Source organism: Streptosporangium sp. NPDC051022 (assembly GCF_040683035.1).
Taxonomy (GTDB): Bacteria; Actinomycetota; Actinomycetes; order Streptosporangiales; family Streptosporangiaceae; genus Streptosporangium.
Genome location: NZ_JBFBCF010000002.1, coordinates 460,740 through 480,563, shown reverse-complemented (window position 1 = coordinate 480,563; position 19,824 = coordinate 460,740). Strand labels below are relative to the sequence as shown.

Below are 19,824 nucleotides of genomic sequence, written 5' to 3'. Positions count from 1 at the left end.
CGTCACACGGTGTTTCGGGCTTGTTTCGGACGGGGCGAGTCTGGACGGAAAACTGTCCGAAACTATGCTTAGGCATGCCTTACCTAAGAACCTGAGGAGATTCGATGCCCGCCCGCCTGACCAAGGCCACGGTCGCCGTCCTGCTGTCCCTCGTCACCGCCACGGCCTGCGGAACCAGTGGGAGCGGCGAGAACACCACGGGTGCGACCCGCACGATCAAGCACGCGATGGGCGAGACGAAGGTGCCCGAGTCTCCCCGGCGGGTCGTGGTGCTCGACACCGACAAGCTCGACACCCTGGTGTCACTGGGGCTCTCCCCGGTCGGCGCAGCCCAGGCGGCCGAAAACCAGGCATGGCCGAAATACCTGGGCGCCGCGCTGAACGCCACCACACCGGTCGGCACCCTCCAGACGCCCAACCTGGAGGCCATCATGGCCCTCAAGCCGGACCTGATCCTCGGTACGAAGTTCCGGCAGGAGCAGTTCTACGACAAACTCAGCAAGATCGCGCCGACCGTGTTCACGGAGAAGGTCGGAACCACCTGGAAGGAGAACTTCCTCCTCGACGCCGACGCGCTGGGTGTGAAGTCCAAGGCGGACAAGCTCCTGGCCGACTACCAGAGTCGCGCGCGGGCCCTGGGCGGCTCGGAGGTGGTCAAGGTGAGCATCGTGCGCTTCATGCCCACCCAGATCCGGATGTACGGTCCCGAGTCGTTCAGCGGCATCGTCGTCGGCGACGCCGGCTTCGGCCGTCCCGAACCGCAGCGACTGTCCGACGCCCAGGACAAGCGCTTCGGCGAGCTGAGCCAGGAGAACCTCTCCCAGGCGGACGGCGACGTCCTGTTCTACAGCGCCTACGGCGACCAGGCGGCCCAGAGCCAGGCGACCGTCACCGGCGGCCCGCTCTGGAAGAGCATCCCCGTCGTCAAGGACGGTCGTGCGCACACCGTGGACGACGAGACCTGGATGCTCGGCATCGGTGTCACGGCTGCCGGGAAGATCCTCGACGACCTGGAGAAGTACGCCAAGGCTCAGTGATCCGTCCGGGGGCTGTTCCCGCTGTCGCTTGGTGTGGGGTGTTTCCCGCTGTCGCGTGGTGGGTGCTGGGGTTGTGTTCGCGCTGCGGGGGGTGGGTGGTCCGGCCGGCCGTTGTTGGTTGCGCTCTGGTGTGTTCAGGCCTTCGGCCTGGCGGGTGTGGTGGTTTCCGGCTTTTATACGCCGGCCGGACCACCCACCCCCCTCCGCGCACGCTCTGCCGGGCCGTAGGGCCTGCGGGCCGTGGTTTCTCTCTTCCGGGCCGCGCATCGAACTCGTGGAGGCTGAAGCGACCGGCCGGGATCGTCGAAGGTCGATCGCCGTAGCTGAAGCCCCTCTTTCGAAAGGAGCGCAGGGCCGAGGTGGAAAGCTGCGCCCCCTTGAGAAGGGCCTCCCCACCCGTGGGGCGCCGGCTTCGGTGAGACGCCCGATGCCCACCCACCTAATACTGGGACCGGTTCACAGCCCCAAGCCACCCCACCCCGACCAATCGCCCCACCTCGCCCCAACCGTCCTCGCCCCAACCGTCCTCGCCCCACAACCACGAGGCCGACATCCGCAAACGCGCCCACCGCGATCGTGCCCACCACTACGGACGTGCGAGCCGAATTCGTTGACGGGGCGCCGTATCACTGCTTCGAGTAATCGGATTCAGGTGCGCTGAGTGCCACCGCGCGTGACCACCATCGGCTCCTCTTGAGGCCACCGTTCGGCAACCGTCAAAACGACTGCCCAACTTTCCCCAAAGAAGGCAGACCGTAGATGGGGCCCGGCAGCGCGGCCGATGACATGTCTGCGGGCAGGCCGTACTCGAATGGTTCGAGATCCACTTGGGCCTGGAGTCCGAAGCGTTGCCTCCTCTCCGAAGCGTCGTCTCCTCACATCTGCGAGCGCGAATCGAAGCTTCAGAGGAGGGGATAGACCGGCGAGTGGCCGTACGAGTCGTACGGCAGAAGCCCCCGGAAACGATGATCCACCATATCTGTGGATCATCGTCAATAAGGCGGTCAACCGGAGATGCCGATCAAGGCGGCGAACGCACCGAGCACGACCCTTCAGGTTCCTCCTTCGCCGTTGGCGCACCGCCCACGATGGGTGGAGGCCGGCTTCCGCCCCGGCCCCGGGCCCGGGTTGGGCTTCTCTCCCGCGGAGATCGGCTCGTCACGTCGTCCGATCGCGAACGACATGCACGCCACTCGCCGGTAACGCGCCACCCGACAAGGCCACGGGGCCACAGGGGATCAACCAAAGGTGTTCTTGTGGCCTGAAATCATGTCAAAACGTACTGTGTGGATATCTCGGACATTCCCCGACGACAGGCGATCAACGCCCCCCATCCTCACCGGAAGCCATTGGACGGTTCCGGCCATCCGATGGAGCGGGAGGACCCAGTCGCACGGGCGCACAGCCTCACCGTGGCGGCAAAATATAACATGTCACCTCTTTCCCCACGAAGCGGTCGTCCGAATATAAATATCGACACAATCAGTAACAACTGGCTACCGAACAGGGTAGTTGACCTTATCGTGGGTAACGACGGCGGAATACGCGTACGGCAGGAGACACTCCCCCGTGGTGACAAGCGATGATTCATCCCATTTTTCGCAATCGCCCGAAATTGATACCACGGTGCCACACTCGGCCCGGATCTGGAACTACTGGCTGGGCGGCAAGGACAACTATCCGGTCGACCGCGAGGCCGGTGACCAGTTCGCTGAGATCTTCCCGGGGATCGCCGAACTCGCCCGCACGTCCCGGCACTTTCTCGCCCGAGCCGTCCGGCACCTGGCCGGAGAGGAGCAGGTCCGCCAGTTCCTGGACGTCGGTACAGGCCTGCCGACCGTCGACAACACCCACGAGGTGGCCCAGCGAGTGGCCCCGGAGTCACGCATCGTCTACGTCGACAACGACCCCCTCGTGCTGGTGCACGCCGACGCCCTGCTCACCAGCACTCCCCAGGGTGTCACCACCTACATCAACGCCGATCTGCACAACCCGGACACGATCGTGGCGGCCGCGGCCAGCACGCTGGACTTCACCCGGCCCATCGCACTCGTGCTGCTGCAGATCACGGGACACATCCGCGACACCGACGAGGCGTACGCCATTGTGAGACGGCTCATGGACGCCCTGCCTCCGGGAAGCTTCCTCGTGTTCAACGACAGCGCCGACACCAACACGGAGAACAGCGCGGCCACGCAGCAGTACAACGACAGCGGCGCCGTTCCCTACCACCTGCGCAGCCCGGAGGAACTCGCCGGTTTCTTCGACGGACTTGACCTCCTGGAGCCCGGCGTCGTTCCGATCACACAGTGGCGGCCCGAGACGCCTCTCCTTGGCTCGTCCACCGATGTGGGCGTGCTGGGCGGCGTCGCCCGCAAAAGGTAGGGCCTCACAGCACCTCACGCGGGACACGCCGTGAGCGGCCGGCCCGCTGTGGGCTCACTCGTTCACGGACGGTGAAAACGAACCTGCCGAACCGGCCGTCGCTCAGAAACCCCCCTCGTTCGAAGCCCGGCTCGCGCATCTTCTCACGCCCATACACACAGTGATCCTTTCTCACCCGTCGTGAGAAGAACGGTCACCGCACTCCAGTTCGTCCGAGGCGGCACAACACGGTCCGACCTCGGCGGCTGTCGCCAAGGAAAGTGATTGAGCATGAACATCGAGATCACGAGGGGCCGATCCACCAGCCGGATCCCGGACGATTCCCTCACCGACACCGGGCCCACCGTCCTGCGAATGCTGCTGGGCGTCCAGCTTCGCCGGCTGCGGGAGGAGCGGCGCATCTCCCTTGAGAAGGCGAGCGAAACGATCCGGGGGTCACGCTCCAAGATCAGCCGCCTGGAACTGGGGCGCACCGGCTTCAAACAACGCGACGTAGCCGATCTTCTCACCCTCTACGGCCTCACCGACGAGGCGGAGCGCGCCACGCTGCTGACGATGGCCAAAGAGGCCAACCTGCCCGGCTGGTGGCACTCCTACAGCGACCTGGTGCCGAGCTGGTTCGACTCCTATCTCGGGCTGGAGCAGGCCGCCGACGTCATCCGCGGCTACGAAGTCCAGCTCATCCCCGATCTGCTGCAGACCAGAGACTACGCGCGTGCCGTCATCCGGCTCACCCACCAGGACATCACGAGTGCCGAGATCGAGCGTCACGTCGAACTGCGCATGAAACGGCAGCGGATCCTGCACCGGCCGAACGCCCCCAGACTGTGGACCGTCATCGACGAGGCGGCACTACGCCGTCCGATCGGCGGCCCGGCGGTGATGCGCGCCCAGTTCGAGCACCTGATCGACATCGCCGAACTCAACCACGTCACCGTCCAGGTCATGCCGTTCAGCGCCGGCGGCCACGCCGCGTCCGGCGGGCCCATCACCATCCTGCGCATGCCCCAGCCACAGCTCCCGGACGTGGTCTATCTCAGACAGCTCACCGGCGCCGTCTGCCCCGACAAGCCGAGCGACGTCCAGCGCTACTGGCACATCATGAACCAGCTGGGCATCCAGGCCGAACCGTCGACCCGGACGCGAAAGATCCTCCACTGGAGCATCAACAGACTCTCCAGACATTGACGACGAGCCCCTCCTCACAAACGGTCGTACCCGCTCGATGACCAAGACCGACTCGGTGACCAAGGCCGACTCGGATGCGTCGCCGGACAACATCCCGGCGACCGAACGAACCTCGCCACCCCGGTGTGGTTCCCTCCACCGGGCGCAGTGCCGGATTCCCTCCGCCTGACGCGGTGCCAGGTTCCCTCCGCCGGGCGCGGTGCCGCGGGATGTGGTCAGCAGACCGGTCGCCAAGGGCATCCGGGCTTTGCGCCGCCCATTGGCGCCGAGCAGGTCCGCGACACTCCTCACCGTCCCGGCGCTTGGAGGAGAGCCCGACAGGCGTGGGGTGGGGTGGTTGGCGGGGTGGAGGTTGAAGTGGTTGGCGGGATGGACGTTGGGGTGGTTGGCGGGAACTGGGAGGTGGGGGCAGAGCGGGGCGGAGACTGGAAGGTGGGAGCCGAAGTGGGGCGGGGCGGTCGGTCGGAGTTGGTCGGAGTGGGCTGGTAGGGGCGATGGGGAAATTAGGGGTGGTGGGACTCGTTTAAGTGTTGGGGGTGGGCATCGGTCGCTTCACCGAAGCTGGCGCCCCACGGGTGGGGAGGCCCTTCTCAAGGGGGCGCAGCTTTCCACCTCGGCCCTGCGCTCCTTTCGAAAGAGGGGCTTCAGCTACGGCGATCGACCTTCGACGATCCCGGCCGGTCGCTTCAGCCTCCACGAGCTCGATGCGCGGCCCGGAAGAGAGAAACCACGGCCCGCAGGCCCTACGGCCCGGCAGAGCGTGCGCGGAGGGGGGTGGGTGGTCCGGCCGGCGTATAAAAAGCCAGAAACCACCACACCCGCCAGGCCGAAGGCCTGAACACACCAGAGCGCGACCAACAACGGCCGGCCGGACCACCCACCCCCCGCAGCGCGAACACAACCCCAGCACCCACCACGCGACAGCGGGAAACACCCCACACCAAGCGAAAACACGGCAACACGAACATTCCGGCACCAAACAACGCGCCTCAGCCAGAATGGCTCGGAACAGCCCAAGCAGTAACACCGAAACCAGAATGACCCGGAACAGCCCAAGCAACGCCGAAACCAGAACAGCCCGGTACGGCTCACAGCGGAACCGTACCGGGCCGTGATGACAGGCTCAGGCCGCCATGGCCATCTTCCGCAACCGGGCCAGAGCGTCACGCTCGATGCGACGAGCGCGGTCACGGCCGATGCCGTAGCGCTCGCCGACCTCGGTCAGCGTGTGCTCGCGACCGTCCATCAGGCCGTAACGCCAGCGCAGCATCTCGCGGGTCTGCCCCTCCAGACCCGTCAGCCACTGCTCCAGGCGCTCGCGCTCCAGGATGTCCATGGCCTGCTGCTCGGGATCGGCCCACGTCTCGTCGGCGATCATGTCGCCGAGCTCGGTCTCGTCCTCGTCTCCCACGCCGAGCTGCAGGGAGACCGGGTCGGAGGCCCAGCGCCGAAGCTCGCGGACCCGCTCGATCGGCAGTTCCAGCACCTCGGCCAGGTCGGCGTCCGTCGGCTCCTGGTCGAACTCGGCCAGCATGTCGCGCCGTACCCGCATCAGCCTGGTCATCTGCTCACCCGCGTGGGTGGGCAGCCGGACCGGCCTGGCCTGCTCGTGGATCGCGCGGCCCACGGACTGGCGGATCCACCAGGTCGCGTACGTCGAGAACTTGTAGCCGCGGCGGTAGTCGAATTTTTCCACCGCCCGCACCAATCCCAGATTCCCTTCCTGCACCAGATCGATCAGCGGCATTCCGCGCCCCGAGTATTTGCGCGCGACCGCCACCACAAGACGTAGATTGGCCTGGATGAATTCGTCCTTGGCCCGCTGCCCCGAAACCGCCAGTCGTTCAAGTTCCTCATCGGCGGCGTCCGCGATCCGCGGCTCCGTCAACCCGCCGTCCAGCAACTGCTCCGCGAAGAGACCCGCCTCGATCCGCTTGGCGAGGTCTACCTCCTCCTCCGCGGTGAGCAGGGGGACCCGCCCGATCTCTGCCAGGTATGTCCCGAGCAAGTCTCGATCCGAGACGTGCTGATCCTGCGTCCGATTCCCCGTCGGCCTTGCCATCCGATGGCACCTCGCTCCGCCTGCTTATGGCAGGCCCGCACGCTCACTCAAGACCCCATGCGTGCGGACATGCCGCTTGTCTCATCAACGCTCGGATCAGGGCAAAGATTCCCTAAAAAGGTACGCCGGGAGAACGGTTCTGGATTTCCTCCTCAAGGAGGATGCCCTCGGGCCCGGCGTCATAAGGGCCCTCGCTTCCCTCTCGGAGACGCCTCAAACCACGTGTTTCACACGTGACCGCCGCGCGCTCCGGCGATCGCCGCGCCGAGCATCGCGCCCACGTCTCCCAGGATGTGCCGCCCCTCCTCGACCACCCTGCGTCCGCCGGATACCACCGAGTGCACGTCGGCCGCCGTCGCGGTGAAGACCGTGACCTCCGCGGCGCCGGCGCGGGAGCCGCCCGCCGTACGGACCGAGTCGAGGCGCACCGAGACCAGGTCGGCCCACGCTCCGGGTACGAGCATGCCCGCGTCGGCGAAGCCGAGGGAGGCGTGCCCGTCCGCGCCGGCGGCCTGGAGCAGCTCCGCGGCCGTCCAGAGGCCACGCTGTTCGCTGAGCAGCCGTCCGTCCAGCTCGACCGCCCGCGCCTCCTCCAGCAGGTCGATGACCGCGTTGCTGTCCGAGCCGAGCGTGATCGGCGAGCCCGCCTCGAACAGCGCCCTGACCGGGCCGACGCCGTCCGCCAGGTCCCGTTCGGTCGTCGGGCACGTACAGACGTGGGTGCGGGACTGGCCGAGCAGCGCGATGTCCACGTCGGAGAGGTGGATGGCGTGTACGGCCGTCGTGCGGGGGCCGAGGATGTCGTGCTCGTTGAGCAACTGGACGGGGCTGGCGGCGTAGACCTCGACGCAGGCGGCGTTCTCCGCGCGCTGCTCGGACACGTGGACGTGCAGCGGGACGGCGTGGTGGTGGGAGAACGCGCCGATCATCGGCATCTGCTCCGCCGGGACCGCGCGCACCGAGTGGATGGCCGCCCCGATCTCGACGTCCCGCATTCCCCGGTAGGCGTTCAGGAGCTTCTCCACCCGGACGGCCCACCTCTCGACGTCGCCGTCGCCGAACCGCAGCTGGGTTCCCGTCAGCGGGACGCCGATGCCGCCGCTGAGGTAGCAGGCGTCCAGCAACGCGATGCGCAGGCCCGCCTCCCGCGCGGCCTGGACGAGCGCGTGCCCCATGGCGTTCGGATCGTCGTACGGCCCGCCGCCCGGAGTGTGGTGGAGGTAGTGGAACTCCCCGACACAGGTGATCCCGGCCAGTGCCATCTCGGCGAAGACGGCCGTGGCCAGTCTGAGGTGGGAGTCGGGGTCGAGCCTCCCGGCCACGCCGTACATCTGCTCGCGCCAGGTCCAGAAGCTGCCCTTCTCCCACTGTGCCGTCCCGCGCAGCGCCCGGTGGAAGGCGTGGGAGTGCGTGTTGGCCAGCCCGGGCAGCGTCAGACCGCCCAGCCGTACGGCATCGGCCGGAGGGGTGGCCGTACCGGGGACGACATCGGCGATCCTGGAGTCCGCGATCCTGACGAGCACTCCGGCCGTGACCTCGCCGGGTGGCAGCCAGGCCAGCTCGCACCAGTAGCTCATCTCCGGCACGTGTCCTCCAGTGCGGCTACCCGGACGGCGGTCCCCGTGTGACGGTCGGACGTTTCGGCGAACACCCCTCCATTATGTGAATGATCTCATTCACGAGCGGGCCGTGCTCCTCACATGAAGCACCAAAGGGTCGTTTAAGGCGCGATCAAGTGATGTCCCGCGGCCGTTCTCCGACCCCCGAGGTCCGACCGCCCTGCCCCGTCCCGGCTCGTCCCGGCTCGTCCCGGCTCGTCCCGGCTCGTCCCGGCTCGTATCTCGTGAACCGTGCCTCGCGGACCGGGGGCGGCTCAGTTGACCGGGCCCGCGGAGGGCCTGACGGTGATGTCGGTGACGTGGGCGTCCGGGGAGGCCGTCACCGCCGCCAGCACCACCCGTGCCACCGAGTCGGCGGACAGGTATCTGTCCGGTTCGTAGGCCCCGCCCTCCTGCTCCCGCACCCGGCGCTGCATGTCGGTGCCGATCCGTCCCGGATAGACCGTGGTCACCCGGAGCTCCGGCTCCTCCAGGCGGAGCGCGTCGGCGAACGCGCGCAGCGCGAACTTGCTGGCGGCGTAGGAGGCCCAGTTCGGGTTGGCCCGCTGCCCCGCGCCCGAGTTGATCAGCACGACCTGGCCGGAGGCCGCGCGCAGCGCGGGCAGCAGCAGCCGGGTCAGCTCCGCGACCGCGATCACGTTGAGCTCCATCGTGCGCCGCCAGACCTCGGCCGGGGTCTGCTCGATCCGCCCCAGGGCCACCGTGCCCGCGCTGTGCACCAGCACGTCGAGCCGGTCGATCCCGGCCACGTCGGCCTCGGTGACCGCGGTGAGCTCGACCGGCCAGGGACGCGCCTCGGGCAGCTCGGCGGACAGTTCGGCCAGCGCCTCGGCGTCCCGGCCGCCGATCAGCAGGTCGTGGGCGGGGGCCAGGGCTCGCGCGATCGCGGCGCCCACTCCCCGGGAGGCTCCGGTCACCAGTGCTACAGGGCGTGCGGACATGCGGATCACCCTACTCCGGGCGGAACGTCTCGGGTCCGGGACGCTCCGGGGTCAGTGGCCTACGGCGCCCCCGGCACATCGACGAGTGCCTCCGGCTCGACATCCTCCGGCTCCGGGCCCGGCTCACGTGGCTGGACGGGGCCGCCGAGAAGGTCGAGAACAGCGAGCTTCCCCGAAGCCAATTTGAACCTCTCGCCGCGAGAGGGTCAGTATCTCCTCGGAGGTTCACTCTCCCCGGAGCCCCCTTCCCGGCTCCGGTTCCTTTTTCGCGTTCTCCGCGTCGTTCCGCACCATCCGAATCCGCCTCGGGGCCTTCCGGAAGTCATCCGATCGCCCCCGGCTCTCCTGAGCATTGCCCGAAACGGAGTTTCATGATCATTCAAGCGTGCGATCTACGGAAAACCTTCACCGTCAGACGCGGACGGGGTAAGCCCGAGCAGGTCGAGGCCGTCCGTGGCATCGACCTGTCCGTCGAGGAAGGCGAGATCTTCGCCGCCCTCGGCCCGAACGGCGCGGGCAAGACCACCACGGTGCGGATGCTCGCCACCTTCACCGCCCCCACCTCGGGAACCGCCGTCGTCGCCGGGCACGACGTGGTGAAGGAGGCCGCCGAGGTCAGGAAGAGGATCGGGTACGTGAGCCAGGCGGGCGGCGTCGACGACAACGCCCCGGGCCTGGAGAGCCTGGTCCTGGCCGCGCGCCTGGCCGGGCACTCCCGCAAACAGGCGCTCGCCCGCGCCGACGAGCTGCTCGCGGCCTTCAGCCTGACCGAGATCGCCGGACGTCCCGTCAGGACGCTCTCCGGCGGCCAGAAGCGGCGTTTCGCGCTGGCCATCGGCCTGGTGAACCGGCCGCCGCTGGTCTTCCTCGACGAGCCCACCACCGGTCTTGACCCGCAGAACCGCGCCAACCTGTGGGAGGAGGTCCGCGCCCTGCGAGACCAGGGCACCAGCGTGCTGCTGACCACCCACTACCTGGACGAGGCCGACGCCCTGTGCGACCGGCTCGTCATCATCGACAACGGCCTGATCGTCGCCGAGGGCACCCCGGAGGACCTCAAGAGGGAGATCGCGGGGGACGTCGTCACCCTCAAGGTGGACGACCTGCCCGCGGCGCGGGGGCTTCTCGGCGCGGAGCCGTACATCAAGGAGACCCGGGCGGAGGACGGTGCCCTGCGCGCCTACCTCGACGACGGCGAGCACAACCTGCCCGCCCTGCTGCGCGCCCTGGAGGTAGGCGGCCTGGCCATCCGGTCCATCTCCCTCGACCGGGCCACGCTCGACGACGTCTTCCTGCGGCACACCGGCCGTTCCCTGCGCGACGCCGCCTGACCCCCACCAGGACCGTTAAGGACCCCCATGTTTCGCGACACCATCCTGTTCTTCGGCCACGAGCTGGGCAACGTCCGCCGCAACCCGGCCTGGACGCTGATCGGCATCCTGCAACCCGTGCTCTACCTGCTGCTGTTCGCCCCGCTGCTGACCCAGACGACCCACGGCGGGACGATGGGCGAGGCGCTGCGGATGTTCACCCCGGGCGCGATGATGATGATCGCCCTGTTCGGCTCGATGTTCACCGGCTTCTCCATGATCAACGAGACCCGGAACGGCGTGCTGGAGCGGCTCGCGGTCAGCCAGGCCTGGCGGCCGGCGATCATCCTCGGCCGGGTGGCCAAGGACGTCGTCGTGCTGATCCTCCAGGCCCTGCTGATCATGGGCGTGGCCGTGCTCATGGGCCTGCGGCCGGGCCTGGCCGCGCTGCTGCTGATGCTCCTGCTCATGGCCGCGACCGGCCTGTTCGCCGCCGGCCTCTCCTACGGCCTGGCGCTGGCGATCCGCGACGAGAACGGCATGTCGCAGATCGTGCAGTTCTTCGCCCTGCCGCTCACCCTGCTGGCCGGCATGCTGCTCCCGGTCTCCCTCGGGCCGCAGTGGCTCCAGACGGCCGCCAGGTTCAACCCGCTCTACTACTCGGTCGAGGCGGGCCGCTCCCTGTTCGCGGGTCACCTGGGCGACGGCACGATCCCGGTGGCCTTCGGCCTCTTCGTCGTGCTCGGCGCGCTCGCCCTCACCTGGGCCGTCCGCTCCCTCGGGAAGCTGGCGGGCTGAGATCCCCCGTGATCTCGCGCCGCCCCCCGCGATCCCGTGCTCCGGCCCCGCGCTCCCGGGGGCCGGGGCACGGGATCGGCCGACCGGAGATCCGGGACCGCTACTCGGTGAAGACCCCGGCCTGGTCGATCATCCGTTCGTACTCCTCAAGCCTGGCCCGCGTCCGCAGCGGCGCGGCGTCCGCCATGGCCTCCACCAGCACCATGGCCAGCGCGAGCGGCGCCGTGTGCGAGCCGAACACCAGGCGCTCACCGACCGGGGCGTCCAGGACCACGTCCGCCTCGAACGGCACGTCACGCCGGTCGGTGATCACCGCGGTCCGCAGGCCCAGTTTCCTGGCGCTCCTGAGGGCCTGTACGGCCTCGGCCGGATAGCGGGGAAGCATCACGGCCAGCAGCCAGGCGGCGCCCGCCCTGCGCGCAGCGTGCAGGCCGTCGGCCAGCTCGGAACCGCCGTGGGTCAGCAGGCGGATGTCGGGGTGGATCCGGCGGGCGAAGTAGGCGAAGGTGGTGGCCAGCCCGCTCGACACGCGCAGCCCGAGCACGGGCAACGGCTCGCATCCGGCCAGCGCGACGCCCAGCTCGGCGATGGCCGAGGGGTCGGCCAGCCTGTCCCGCACACTCCGCAGGTTCTCGATCTCCGCGTCTATCGCGATCTGCAGGTCGTTGGCCCGCGAGGGGTTGCGCTCCCCCACGACGAAAGGGCGCAGCGCCTGCCTGAGCTCGGGATATCCCGCGAAGCCGAGCACCATGGCGAACCTGGTCACCGACGGCTGGCTGACTCCGGCGCGCTCGGCCAGCTCCACGCTGGACAGGAAGACCGCCTCCGCCAGATGGTCGTCGAGGTAACGCGCGATCCGCCGCTGCACAGGCGACAGCCTTCGGCCTTCCAGAAGTCGATCGAGTCCGTCCCCCACGTCCCCTCCAACCGCACGATCCTCCACCGGCATTCCCTCTCCCTCCCGCCCCGGTGTCGTTCATACACCGCGACAGGAGGTGGAAGAGACAGCGGACGCCGGGATCGGGCCACCGGGACACGGACGAACACCTCCGGGCGAACGCGACGCCCCCGTCGCTCCCCGGTCCCCGGTCCCCGGCCCCCGGGGAGCGGGGAGCGGGGAGCGGGACCGTATCCGCGCCCGGGACGCCCGTGAGGACCGGGCCGGGCCTCCCGGGCCACTCCGTCAGGTATGAATAAGCATATTCATACTGTTACCCGCGCGTCTCGGCCGTTCCGGCGATGCGAGACCGCGACCGTCCCGGGGGCACGGCGCCCGCGGGGACGCGGGGAACGGCGGCGGGACGCCCCCGGGACGCGGCAGAGGAGAGGATCACGGGGAAGGACCGGGGTTCGGGGAGGGGAGGGCGTCCCAGGCCGCAGTTCTGGGACGCCCGTCCTTCCGATTGCCACATCGACCTGTGCCCTGGCCCTCGCCCCGCACGGACTGGCCCGGAGATCGAACTCGGCGAGCGCCCGATGGACGCTCCTGAGCGAAGAAGAGGCTCCGCAGAGGGCGGATGCCCGATTTCCACCTCGGCCAACCGGCCCGCGAGGCGGGTGTCCGAACCATCGCACTCCGCACCACTTAAATTTGCGGGATCAGTACGAAATGAGGGAGATCAGTTCGACCCGGTCCCGCGGTACGGCCCCGGCCCGCAGCGCGCCACGAATCGTCGGGCCTCACCCGTCCGCGACGGACCGGCCGGCGAACCGCGCGCCTCTGCCGGACGTCCCCGGGGTTCGCCGATCAGCCGGGCAGCAGCAGCTGCGTGGCGGCCAGCTCGCGGTAGAGGTCGTCGTCGGCGAGCAGTTCCCCGTGCGTGCCGACGGCCCGCACGCCGCCTCCCTCCATCACCACGATGCGGTCGGCGCCGGTCACGGTGGACAGACGGTGGGCGATCACCAGCACGGTCGTCTCCCGCGCCACCTCGGCGATCACCTCGCGGAGCCGTAGCTCGTTGACCGCGTCGAGCTGGGAGGTGGCCTCGTCGAGCAACAGCAGCCGGGGTTTGCGCAGCAGGGCGCGCGCGATGGCGACCCGCTGGCGTTCACCGCCCGAGAGCATGACCCCGCGATGACCGACCTTGGTCTCCAGCCCCTCGGGGAGCCGGGCGACCAGGTCCTCCAGACGGGTCAGCGACAGCACCCGCCGGATGTCGGCCTCGCCGACGTCCGGTGCCGCGAAGACGAGGTTCTCCCTGAGCGTGCCGTCCAGCACCGGTGCGTCCTGCTCGACGTAGCCGAGGGCCGCGCGGAGGTCGGACAGCGGCCACCGCCTGATGTCGCGGCCGTCGACCTCGATCGTCCCCGCCTGCTGCTCGTAGAAGCGTTCGAGGAGGGCGAAGACCGTGGACTTTCCCGCCCCCGACGGGCCGACCAGGGCGGTCATCCCGCCGGCCGGGATCTCGAAGGAGACGCCGTCGTGGACGACGGGACGGTCGTCGCCGTAGCGGAAGACCACGCCGTCGAAGGTCACCCCGGCCGGGGCCGTGCCCGCCTCGCGGGACCGGTCCGACTCGCGGGACCGGTCCGCGATCTCCTCAGCCGGGAGCTCCTCGATCTCCCGGATCCGCTTCACGGCGGCCAGGCCGTTCTGCATCTGGGTGAACCCCTGGACCAGCTGGCCGATGGGGGCGACCAGGTAGAAGAGGTAGAGCAGGAAGGCGATCAGCGAGGAGACCTCCAGCGCGCCGGAGGCGACCCGTGCGCCGCCGACACCGAGCACGGCCACGAAGGCGAGCTGCGCGGCCACCCAGGCGGAGATGCCGGCGATCGAGGTCCACCAGGCGACGGCGACGCCTCTGTCCCGTGCCTCTCGCGCGGCGGCGTCCACGGTGGCGATCTCCCGGTTCTCGGCCCCGCTGGCCTTGACCGTGCGGAAGGCCTGCAGCACCCGGTCGAGCACCGCGCCCATCTCACCGACCGCGACCTGCGCCTGGGTCGAGGCACGCCGGATGCGCGGCATCACCAGGCCGACGAGCGAGCCGACCAGGACGAGGACCCCCAGCGTGATGAGCAGCAGCAGCCCGTCCATCAGCACCATCATCACCACGGCGCCCACGAGCATGAACAGCGCGCTGACCATCTCGACGACGCCCTCGGTGAACACCGCGCGCAGCAGGGTGGTGTCCGAGGTCACCCTCGACAGCAGGTCTCCCGGCTTGAGCCGGTCGACCTCGGAGACCCTCAGCCTGAGCATCCGGCTCACCAGGCTCCGCCTGGCGGAGAAGACCACACCCTCCCCCATGCGCTCCAGCACGTACCTGCCGAGCGCGCCGACGGCCGCGCCGACGAGCACGGCGGCCGTCAGGCCCAGCACGGGCCCGAGCAGGGAGCGGTTGGCGCCGAAGGCGTCGATGACGGTCTTGGCGAGGAGCGGCATCGCCAGACCGGCGAACGAGCCGACCAGGCTGAGCACCCCGCCGAGCAGCAGGGCGGCCTTGTGCGGCCGGACATACGTGACCAACAGCCGCCATGACGCTGTCTCCGGCAATTTCGTCTCCCCTGAAGTGACATGACCGACCGTCGATCGACGTGCTTCCTATCTACCGCGCACGCACCCACCCCGGGCGTTTCGTCTGGTTCCGTAGACGAAAGTCGATGTCGTCAACATAGGTTGACACAATGACTCATGTCAACGGCGGTTGACGAAAAGGGCGACGACGGCGATCCCCGCCACCCCTTCCGATCCCGCCTCGATCCCGCCCGCCCCCTCCGGGCCCGGCCGGAGGGAAAGAGCTCTTTTCCACTCCCTATCTGACGAAATTCGCGAATTCCCCATCCCTTTTCCGGCGATTCCCGGCGGGAAAAGTTCCTCCAATCCAGGGGCTCCCCGGAGGCGAATAGGAGGTCGGGGAATCCGGCCGGATCCTTTCTCCCCCGGAACCAACAAAACCGGTCACATCCGTGACCGGTCGTGGAAAGGACCAACTGACATGGAGCTCCGCACCAACCGGCGCGCCCTGATCGGCCTGGGGCTCGCCGGGGCACTGACCGCCTCCTCGTTCGCCCTGCTCAGGGCCGAACCCGGCACCGCCTCCTCGCACCGCGAGGCACCCATGATCGCGGGCGATCCCCGCAACGACAACACCGACGTCTACGCGTTCGTCAGCCCCGACAAGGCGGACACCGTGACGCTGATGGCGAACTTCATCCCGTTCGAGGAGCCGAACGGCGGGCCGAATTTCTACCGGTTCGACACCGGGTCGCGTTACAACATCAAGATTGACGGTGACGGCGACGCGCGCCCCGACATCGTCTACCAGTGGACGTTCCGCAACGAGGACAGGCGGGGCAACGACACCTTCCTGTACGACAACGGTCCCGTCACCTCACTCGGCGACGAGAACCTGCTGTTCAGGCAGCGCTACACGCTGAAGAGGATCACTCCCAGGGGCACGCGAACCCTGGTCGCGAACGGCGTGGCCGCCCCGAGCGACACGGGTCCCGCCTCCATGCCCGACTACGCCGCGCTGCGCGCCCAGTCGATCAAGGACCTGCCCGGGGGCGGGAAGACGTTCGCCGGCCAGTCCGACGAGGCGTTCTTCGCCGACCTGCGGGTCTTCGACCTGCTCTACGGCGGCGACCTGTCCGAGGTCGGCCAGGACACCTTCAAGGGCTACAACGTCCACACCCTGGCACTGCAGGTGCCCAAGAACGAGGTGGCGCTCAGGGGCGACTCCACGCGAAACCCCGTGATCGGCGTCTGGTCGACCGTGGACAAGTGGAGTCCCAGGGGCTACGTCCAGGTCTCGCGCCTGGGGCAGCCGCTGGTCAACGAGGTGGTGCTCCCGGCCGGGCTGAAGGACACCTTCAACGCGCTGAACCCCGCCAAGGACGCCGGCCTCCCGGAGGTCGTCAAGCGCGTGACCGATCCGGAACTGCCCCGCCTGTTCGAGGCCGTCTACGGCGTCAAGGCTCCCAAAACCCCTCGCCAGGACCTGGTCGAGATCTTCCTGACCGGCATCGCCAAGGCCAACGGCCCCATCAAGGCCGATCTCAACTCGCAGAGCCTCAACAAGGACGCGGGCAGGCTGCGCCCCTCGGAGATGCTGCGGCTGAACATGGCGATCGCCCCCGCCCAGAACCCCAACCGGCTCGGGGTGCTCGCCGGTGACCTGCAGGGCTTCCCGAACGGCCGCCGCCTCGGGGACGACGTGATCGACATCGCCGTCCAGGCGATGGCGGGCGCCGCCCAGACCGGCAGGCTCGTCGACGCGCTGGCCGACGGGGACAAGGTGAACGGCAACGACAAGCCGTTCGGCGCGCGGTTCCCCTACATCCCGCTGCCCGGCAACACGTCGGCCGACAAGAGCTGACCCGAAAGGCGCGGGGCCCGGTCTTCCGGGCCCCGCGTCCGGTCCTGGGGGATCATCGTGAAGATTTCCGCAAAAATCCGGATCACCATAGGCGCGCTCGGCCTGGCCGTGGCGCTGACCGCGGGAGCGGCCCTGCTTCCCGGCGAGCGGCCGCCGACAGCGGCCGGGACCTCCCCGGCCCGCCGGGAAGGACTCGCCGAGATCCCGGTCTCCGCCACCTCACTCGGCGGCGCGATCGACGCGCTGACCGCCCGGCTCCGCAGACTGCCCGGGGACCACCAGGCCTGGGCGCGGCTGGGCCTGGCCCATGTCCAGCGGGCGCGCGTCACCGCCGACCCGTCCCACTACCTCAGGGCCGAGCGCGCGCTGGCCAGGGCCGCCGAACTGAGCCCCGACGACTTCGCCGTGCTCACCGGCCGGGCCGCGCTCGCCGCCGGCCGCCACGACTTCGCCGAGGCCGTACGGCTGGCCACCCGGGCGGCGGCCGCGAACCCCTACGGCCTGGGCGCCCAGGCGGTGCTGGCCGACGCCTACACCCAGCTGGGCCGCTACGGCGAGGCCACCCGGGCGGTCGACAGGATGATGGAGCTGCGCCCCGGTGTCACCGCCTTCACCCGGGCCTCCTACGACGCCGAGATCAGGGGCGACCGTGCCCGGGCACGTGACATGCTGCGGCACGCCCTCGACGACGCCCTCACCCCGGCCGACATCGCCTACTGCCGCCACTACCTGGGCGAGCTGGCCCTGCACTCCGGCGACCTGCGCGGCGCGGCCGAGCAGTACGGCCTCGCCCTGAAGGCCGACCCCGCCTTCACTCCCGCCCTCGCGGGAACCGCGAGGGCCGCCGCGCTCGGCGGCAGGCTGCCGGAGGCGATCGACCTCTACGGCGCCGTGGTCGCCCGGCTCCCCCTGCCCCAGTACGTGACCGAGTACGCCGAGGTGCTGGCCAAGGCGGGCCGGGACCCCTCTCCACAGTGGGCGCTGCTGCGCGCGCAGCAGCGCCTGACGGAACAGGCCGGGGTCGTGGACGATCTCACCCGGGCCGAGTTCGAGGCCGACCACGGCTCCCCTGACCTGGCCGTACGACACGCCGAAGCCGAGTACGGCCGCCATCCCAACCTGATCGCCGCCGACGCCCTAGCCTGGGCTCTACACCGCGACGGCCGTGACCGCGAGGCGCTGCCGTACGCCAGGAAGGCCACCTCGACCGGCTGGCGCAACGCCCTGTCGCACCACCACCGGGCCGAGATCGAACGCTCGCTGGGCATGGCGGAGGAGTCACGGCGCTCCTCCTCTCTCGCCCACGAGGCCGACCCCGCCTTCTCACCCGACCTGCCCGCCCTCGGGAGGCTGTCATGATGCCGACGAAGGCCCCGCGGCCCGCGCGACAGGCGCTCGTCCCGGCGCTGTCCCGTCTTCTCGTCCTCCCGGCCGCCCTGTGCGCGGCACTCGCCCTGCCGCCCCCGCCCGCCGGCGCCCTGCCCTCCGCGCCCCCCTTGCCCTCCTTGTCCTTCTTGCCCTCTTCGTCCTCGGCGTCCTTGGCCGTCACCGCACCGTTCTTCGTGGCCCCGCCCGCGCACCCGCTGGGCAACTTCACCGTCAACCACTACAACGGCCTGCGGATCACCCCGGACCGGGTGGAGAACCTGGCGATCGTGGACAGCGCGGAGCTGCCCACCCTGCAGAGCCGCGCCGAGGTGGACACCGACGGCTCGGGCGAGGTCTCCGACGCCGAACTGTCCGCGTACGGCACCGCCCGCTGCGCCGCGCTCGCCGGGGCGCAGCGGCTGACGGTGAACGGGACCGCGGTGGCGTGGCGGGTCACCGAGACGGACTTCGGCTACGCCGAGGGTCAGGGCGGCCTGCGAACCAGCCGCCTGACCTGCGGGCTGTCCGCCGCCGCGGAGACCCGGGGGACCGTCGGCTTCAGCGACGGCTTCCTGTCCGACCGGATGGGGTGGCGGGAGATCACCGCGGTCGCCTCGGGAGGAGTACGGCTGACGCGCTCCTCGGTGCCCGGGACGAGCGTCAGCCGGGAACTGCGGACCTATCCCGACGACCTGCTGGCCGACCCGCTCGACCAGCGCACGGCGGAGCTGGGCGTCGCCCCGGGAAACGGGCCCGCGGCGATGGCACTGCCGCTGATCTCCTCGGGCCCGCTGGGTGACGCGATGGCCTGGCTGGACCGCACGTTCACCGGGCTGGTCGGCACCGAGTCGCTGACCGCGCCCCTGGGGCTGCTGGCGGTGCTCATGGCCGTCGCCCTCGGCGCGGGACACGCCCTCATCCCCGGGCACGGCAAGACCGTGATGGCCGCCTACCTGGCGGGCAGGAGGGGCCGCCCCCGCGACGCGCTGATCGTCGGCGCGACCGTCACCGCCACCCACACCGTGGGCGTCCTGGTCATCGGCCTGCTGCTGAGCGCCTTCTCCGTCCTCACCGGCGAGTCCGTGCTCGCCTGGCTCGGCCTGGCCAGCGGCCTGCTGATCGCCGTCGTGGGCGCCGGGCTCCTGCGCTCCGCCTGGCGTTCCTACCGCACCGGCGAGCCCCCGGCCCACGGGCACGGCCACGGTCACGGCCACCTCGGCCACCTCGGCCGCTTCGACCACCTCGACCAGGGCCCCTTCGAGCACGGGCACGGGCACGGGCGCTCCGGCCGTGATCACGGACACGACCCCGCGGAGCCCGGCGACACGGTCCTGGAAGGCACCCGGGTCGCGGTTCTGGAGCGGGAGGGCCCGGAGCCGGACGCGGGGCCCGGCGGGGAGACGGCACACGACAGCGGCGGCAGGCGCTCGCGGCGAGGCCTGGTGGGGCTGGGGATCGCGGGAGGGCTGGTGCCCAGTCCCTCGGCGCTCGTCGTCCTGCTCGGGGCGATCGGCCTCGGCCGCACCTGGTTCGGGGTCGCGCTGGTCCTGGCCTACGGCCTCGGCATGGCGGGCACGCTCACCGTCACCGGCCTGCTGCTGGTCAAGCTCGCCGGCCGCCTCGACCGCCTGACGGCCGGGGGAACCGGTGTGGCCGCCCGCCTGTCCGGACTCGCCCCGGTCGGCACCGCCGTCGTCGTCGTGGCGCTCGGCCTGGGGCTGGCCGTACGGAGTCTCACCGGGGCCGGCTGACCGGACGGCCCCGCCGGGCACCGGCGTCCACGGATGACCGGCGCCCC

The 19,824-nt window shown here is 69.9% G+C and carries 13 protein-coding genes; 8 read left to right on the top strand and 5 right to left on the bottom strand.

All coding sequences use genetic code 11. From position 1 onward, the window contains the following. Positions 1 to 104: 104 nt before the first annotated feature. The 3 genes from AB0N02_RS06160 (at position 105) to AB0N02_RS06150 (ending at position 4,610) form a co-directional block, all read left to right on the top strand. Positions 105 to 1,037: an iron-siderophore ABC transporter substrate-binding protein gene (locus AB0N02_RS06160; RefSeq protein ID WP_363943243.1), complete on the top strand. Its 933-nt coding sequence runs from the start codon at positions 105 to 107 to the stop codon at positions 1,035 to 1,037. A 1,572-nt stretch (positions 1,038 to 2,609) separates the two neighbouring features. Beyond that, entirely contained in the window at positions 2,610 to 3,422 is an 813-nt protein-coding gene (locus tag AB0N02_RS06155; protein ID WP_363943241.1) for an SAM-dependent methyltransferase, read from the top strand. A 270-nt stretch (positions 3,423 to 3,692) separates the two neighbouring features. Then, entirely contained in the window at positions 3,693 to 4,610 is a 918-nt protein-coding gene (locus tag AB0N02_RS06150; RefSeq protein WP_363943240.1) for a DUF5753 domain-containing protein, read from the top strand. 1,123 nt (positions 4,611 to 5,733) lie between these two features. Here AB0N02_RS06150 and AB0N02_RS06145 read toward each other — a convergent pair. The 3 genes from AB0N02_RS06145 to AB0N02_RS06135 all read right to left on the bottom strand — a co-directional run bounded on the left by AB0N02_RS06145 (position 5,734) and on the right by AB0N02_RS06135 (position 9,232). Continuing rightward, positions 5,734 to 6,618 (bottom strand): sigma-70 family RNA polymerase sigma factor, encoded by an 885-nt coding sequence (locus AB0N02_RS06145; protein WP_363943238.1) that lies wholly within the window; start codon positions 6,616 to 6,618, stop codon positions 5,734 to 5,736. 281 nt (positions 6,619 to 6,899) lie between these two features. Next, complete coding sequence (locus AB0N02_RS06140; protein ID WP_363943439.1) at positions 6,900 to 8,249, bottom strand: formimidoylglutamate deiminase; 1,350 nt, start codon at positions 8,247 to 8,249, stop codon at positions 6,900 to 6,902. A 296-nt stretch (positions 8,250 to 8,545) separates the two neighbouring features. Then, positions 8,546 to 9,232 carry an SDR family oxidoreductase gene (locus AB0N02_RS06135; protein WP_363943236.1) on the bottom strand — a complete coding sequence of 229 codons (687 nt, stop codon included), beginning with the start codon at positions 9,230 to 9,232 and terminating at the stop codon, positions 8,546 to 8,548. A 371-nt stretch (positions 9,233 to 9,603) separates the two neighbouring features. Here AB0N02_RS06135 and AB0N02_RS06130 point away from each other — a divergent pair, with 371 nt between their 5' ends. Next, a complete protein-coding gene (locus AB0N02_RS06130; protein WP_363943234.1) occupies positions 9,604 to 10,563 on the top strand; it encodes an ATP-binding cassette domain-containing protein in 960 nt (319 codons plus the stop codon). A 27-nt stretch (positions 10,564 to 10,590) separates the two neighbouring features. Beyond that, on the top strand, positions 10,591 to 11,340 hold the full coding sequence (locus AB0N02_RS06125) for an ABC transporter permease (protein WP_363943233.1): 750 nt from the start codon (positions 10,591 to 10,593) through the stop codon (positions 11,338 to 11,340). Between the two features lie 100 nt (positions 11,341 to 11,440). Here AB0N02_RS06125 and AB0N02_RS06120 read toward each other — a convergent pair whose 3' ends face one another. Together AB0N02_RS06120 and AB0N02_RS06115 are read right to left on the bottom strand one after the other, a co-directional pair. Next, on the bottom strand, positions 11,441 to 12,208 hold the full coding sequence (locus tag AB0N02_RS06120; protein ID WP_363943231.1) for a MurR/RpiR family transcriptional regulator: 768 nt from the start codon (positions 12,206 to 12,208) through the stop codon (positions 11,441 to 11,443). Between the two features lie 879 nt (positions 12,209 to 13,087). Continuing rightward, positions 13,088 to 14,833, bottom strand: coding sequence for an ABC transporter ATP-binding protein (locus AB0N02_RS06115; RefSeq protein WP_363943229.1), 1,746 nt, complete (start codon positions 14,831 to 14,833; stop codon positions 13,088 to 13,090). Positions 14,834 to 15,275: 442 nt separating this feature from the next. On the opposite strand from AB0N02_RS06115, the gene AB0N02_RS06110 reads away from it, so the two are divergent. Genes AB0N02_RS06110 through AB0N02_RS06100 form a run of 3 tightly spaced genes read left to right on the top strand, consistent with a single transcriptional unit; the run spans position 15,276 to position 19,777 of the window. After that, positions 15,276 to 16,658: a DUF4331 domain-containing protein gene (locus tag AB0N02_RS06110; protein ID WP_363943227.1), complete on the top strand. Its 1,383-nt coding sequence runs from the start codon at positions 15,276 to 15,278 to the stop codon at positions 16,656 to 16,658. A gap of 57 nt (positions 16,659 to 16,715) precedes the next feature. Continuing rightward, positions 16,716 to 18,017: a hypothetical protein gene (locus AB0N02_RS06105; protein WP_363943225.1), complete on the top strand. Its 1,302-nt coding sequence runs from the start codon at positions 16,716 to 16,718 to the stop codon at positions 18,015 to 18,017. Further along, positions 18,014 to 19,777: a High-affinity nickel-transporter gene (locus AB0N02_RS06100; RefSeq protein WP_363943223.1), complete on the top strand. Its 1,764-nt coding sequence runs from the start codon at positions 18,014 to 18,016 to the stop codon at positions 19,775 to 19,777. The genes AB0N02_RS06105 and AB0N02_RS06100 overlap by 4 nt, the downstream gene beginning before the upstream one ends. Positions 19,778 to 19,824 lie beyond the last annotated feature (47 nt).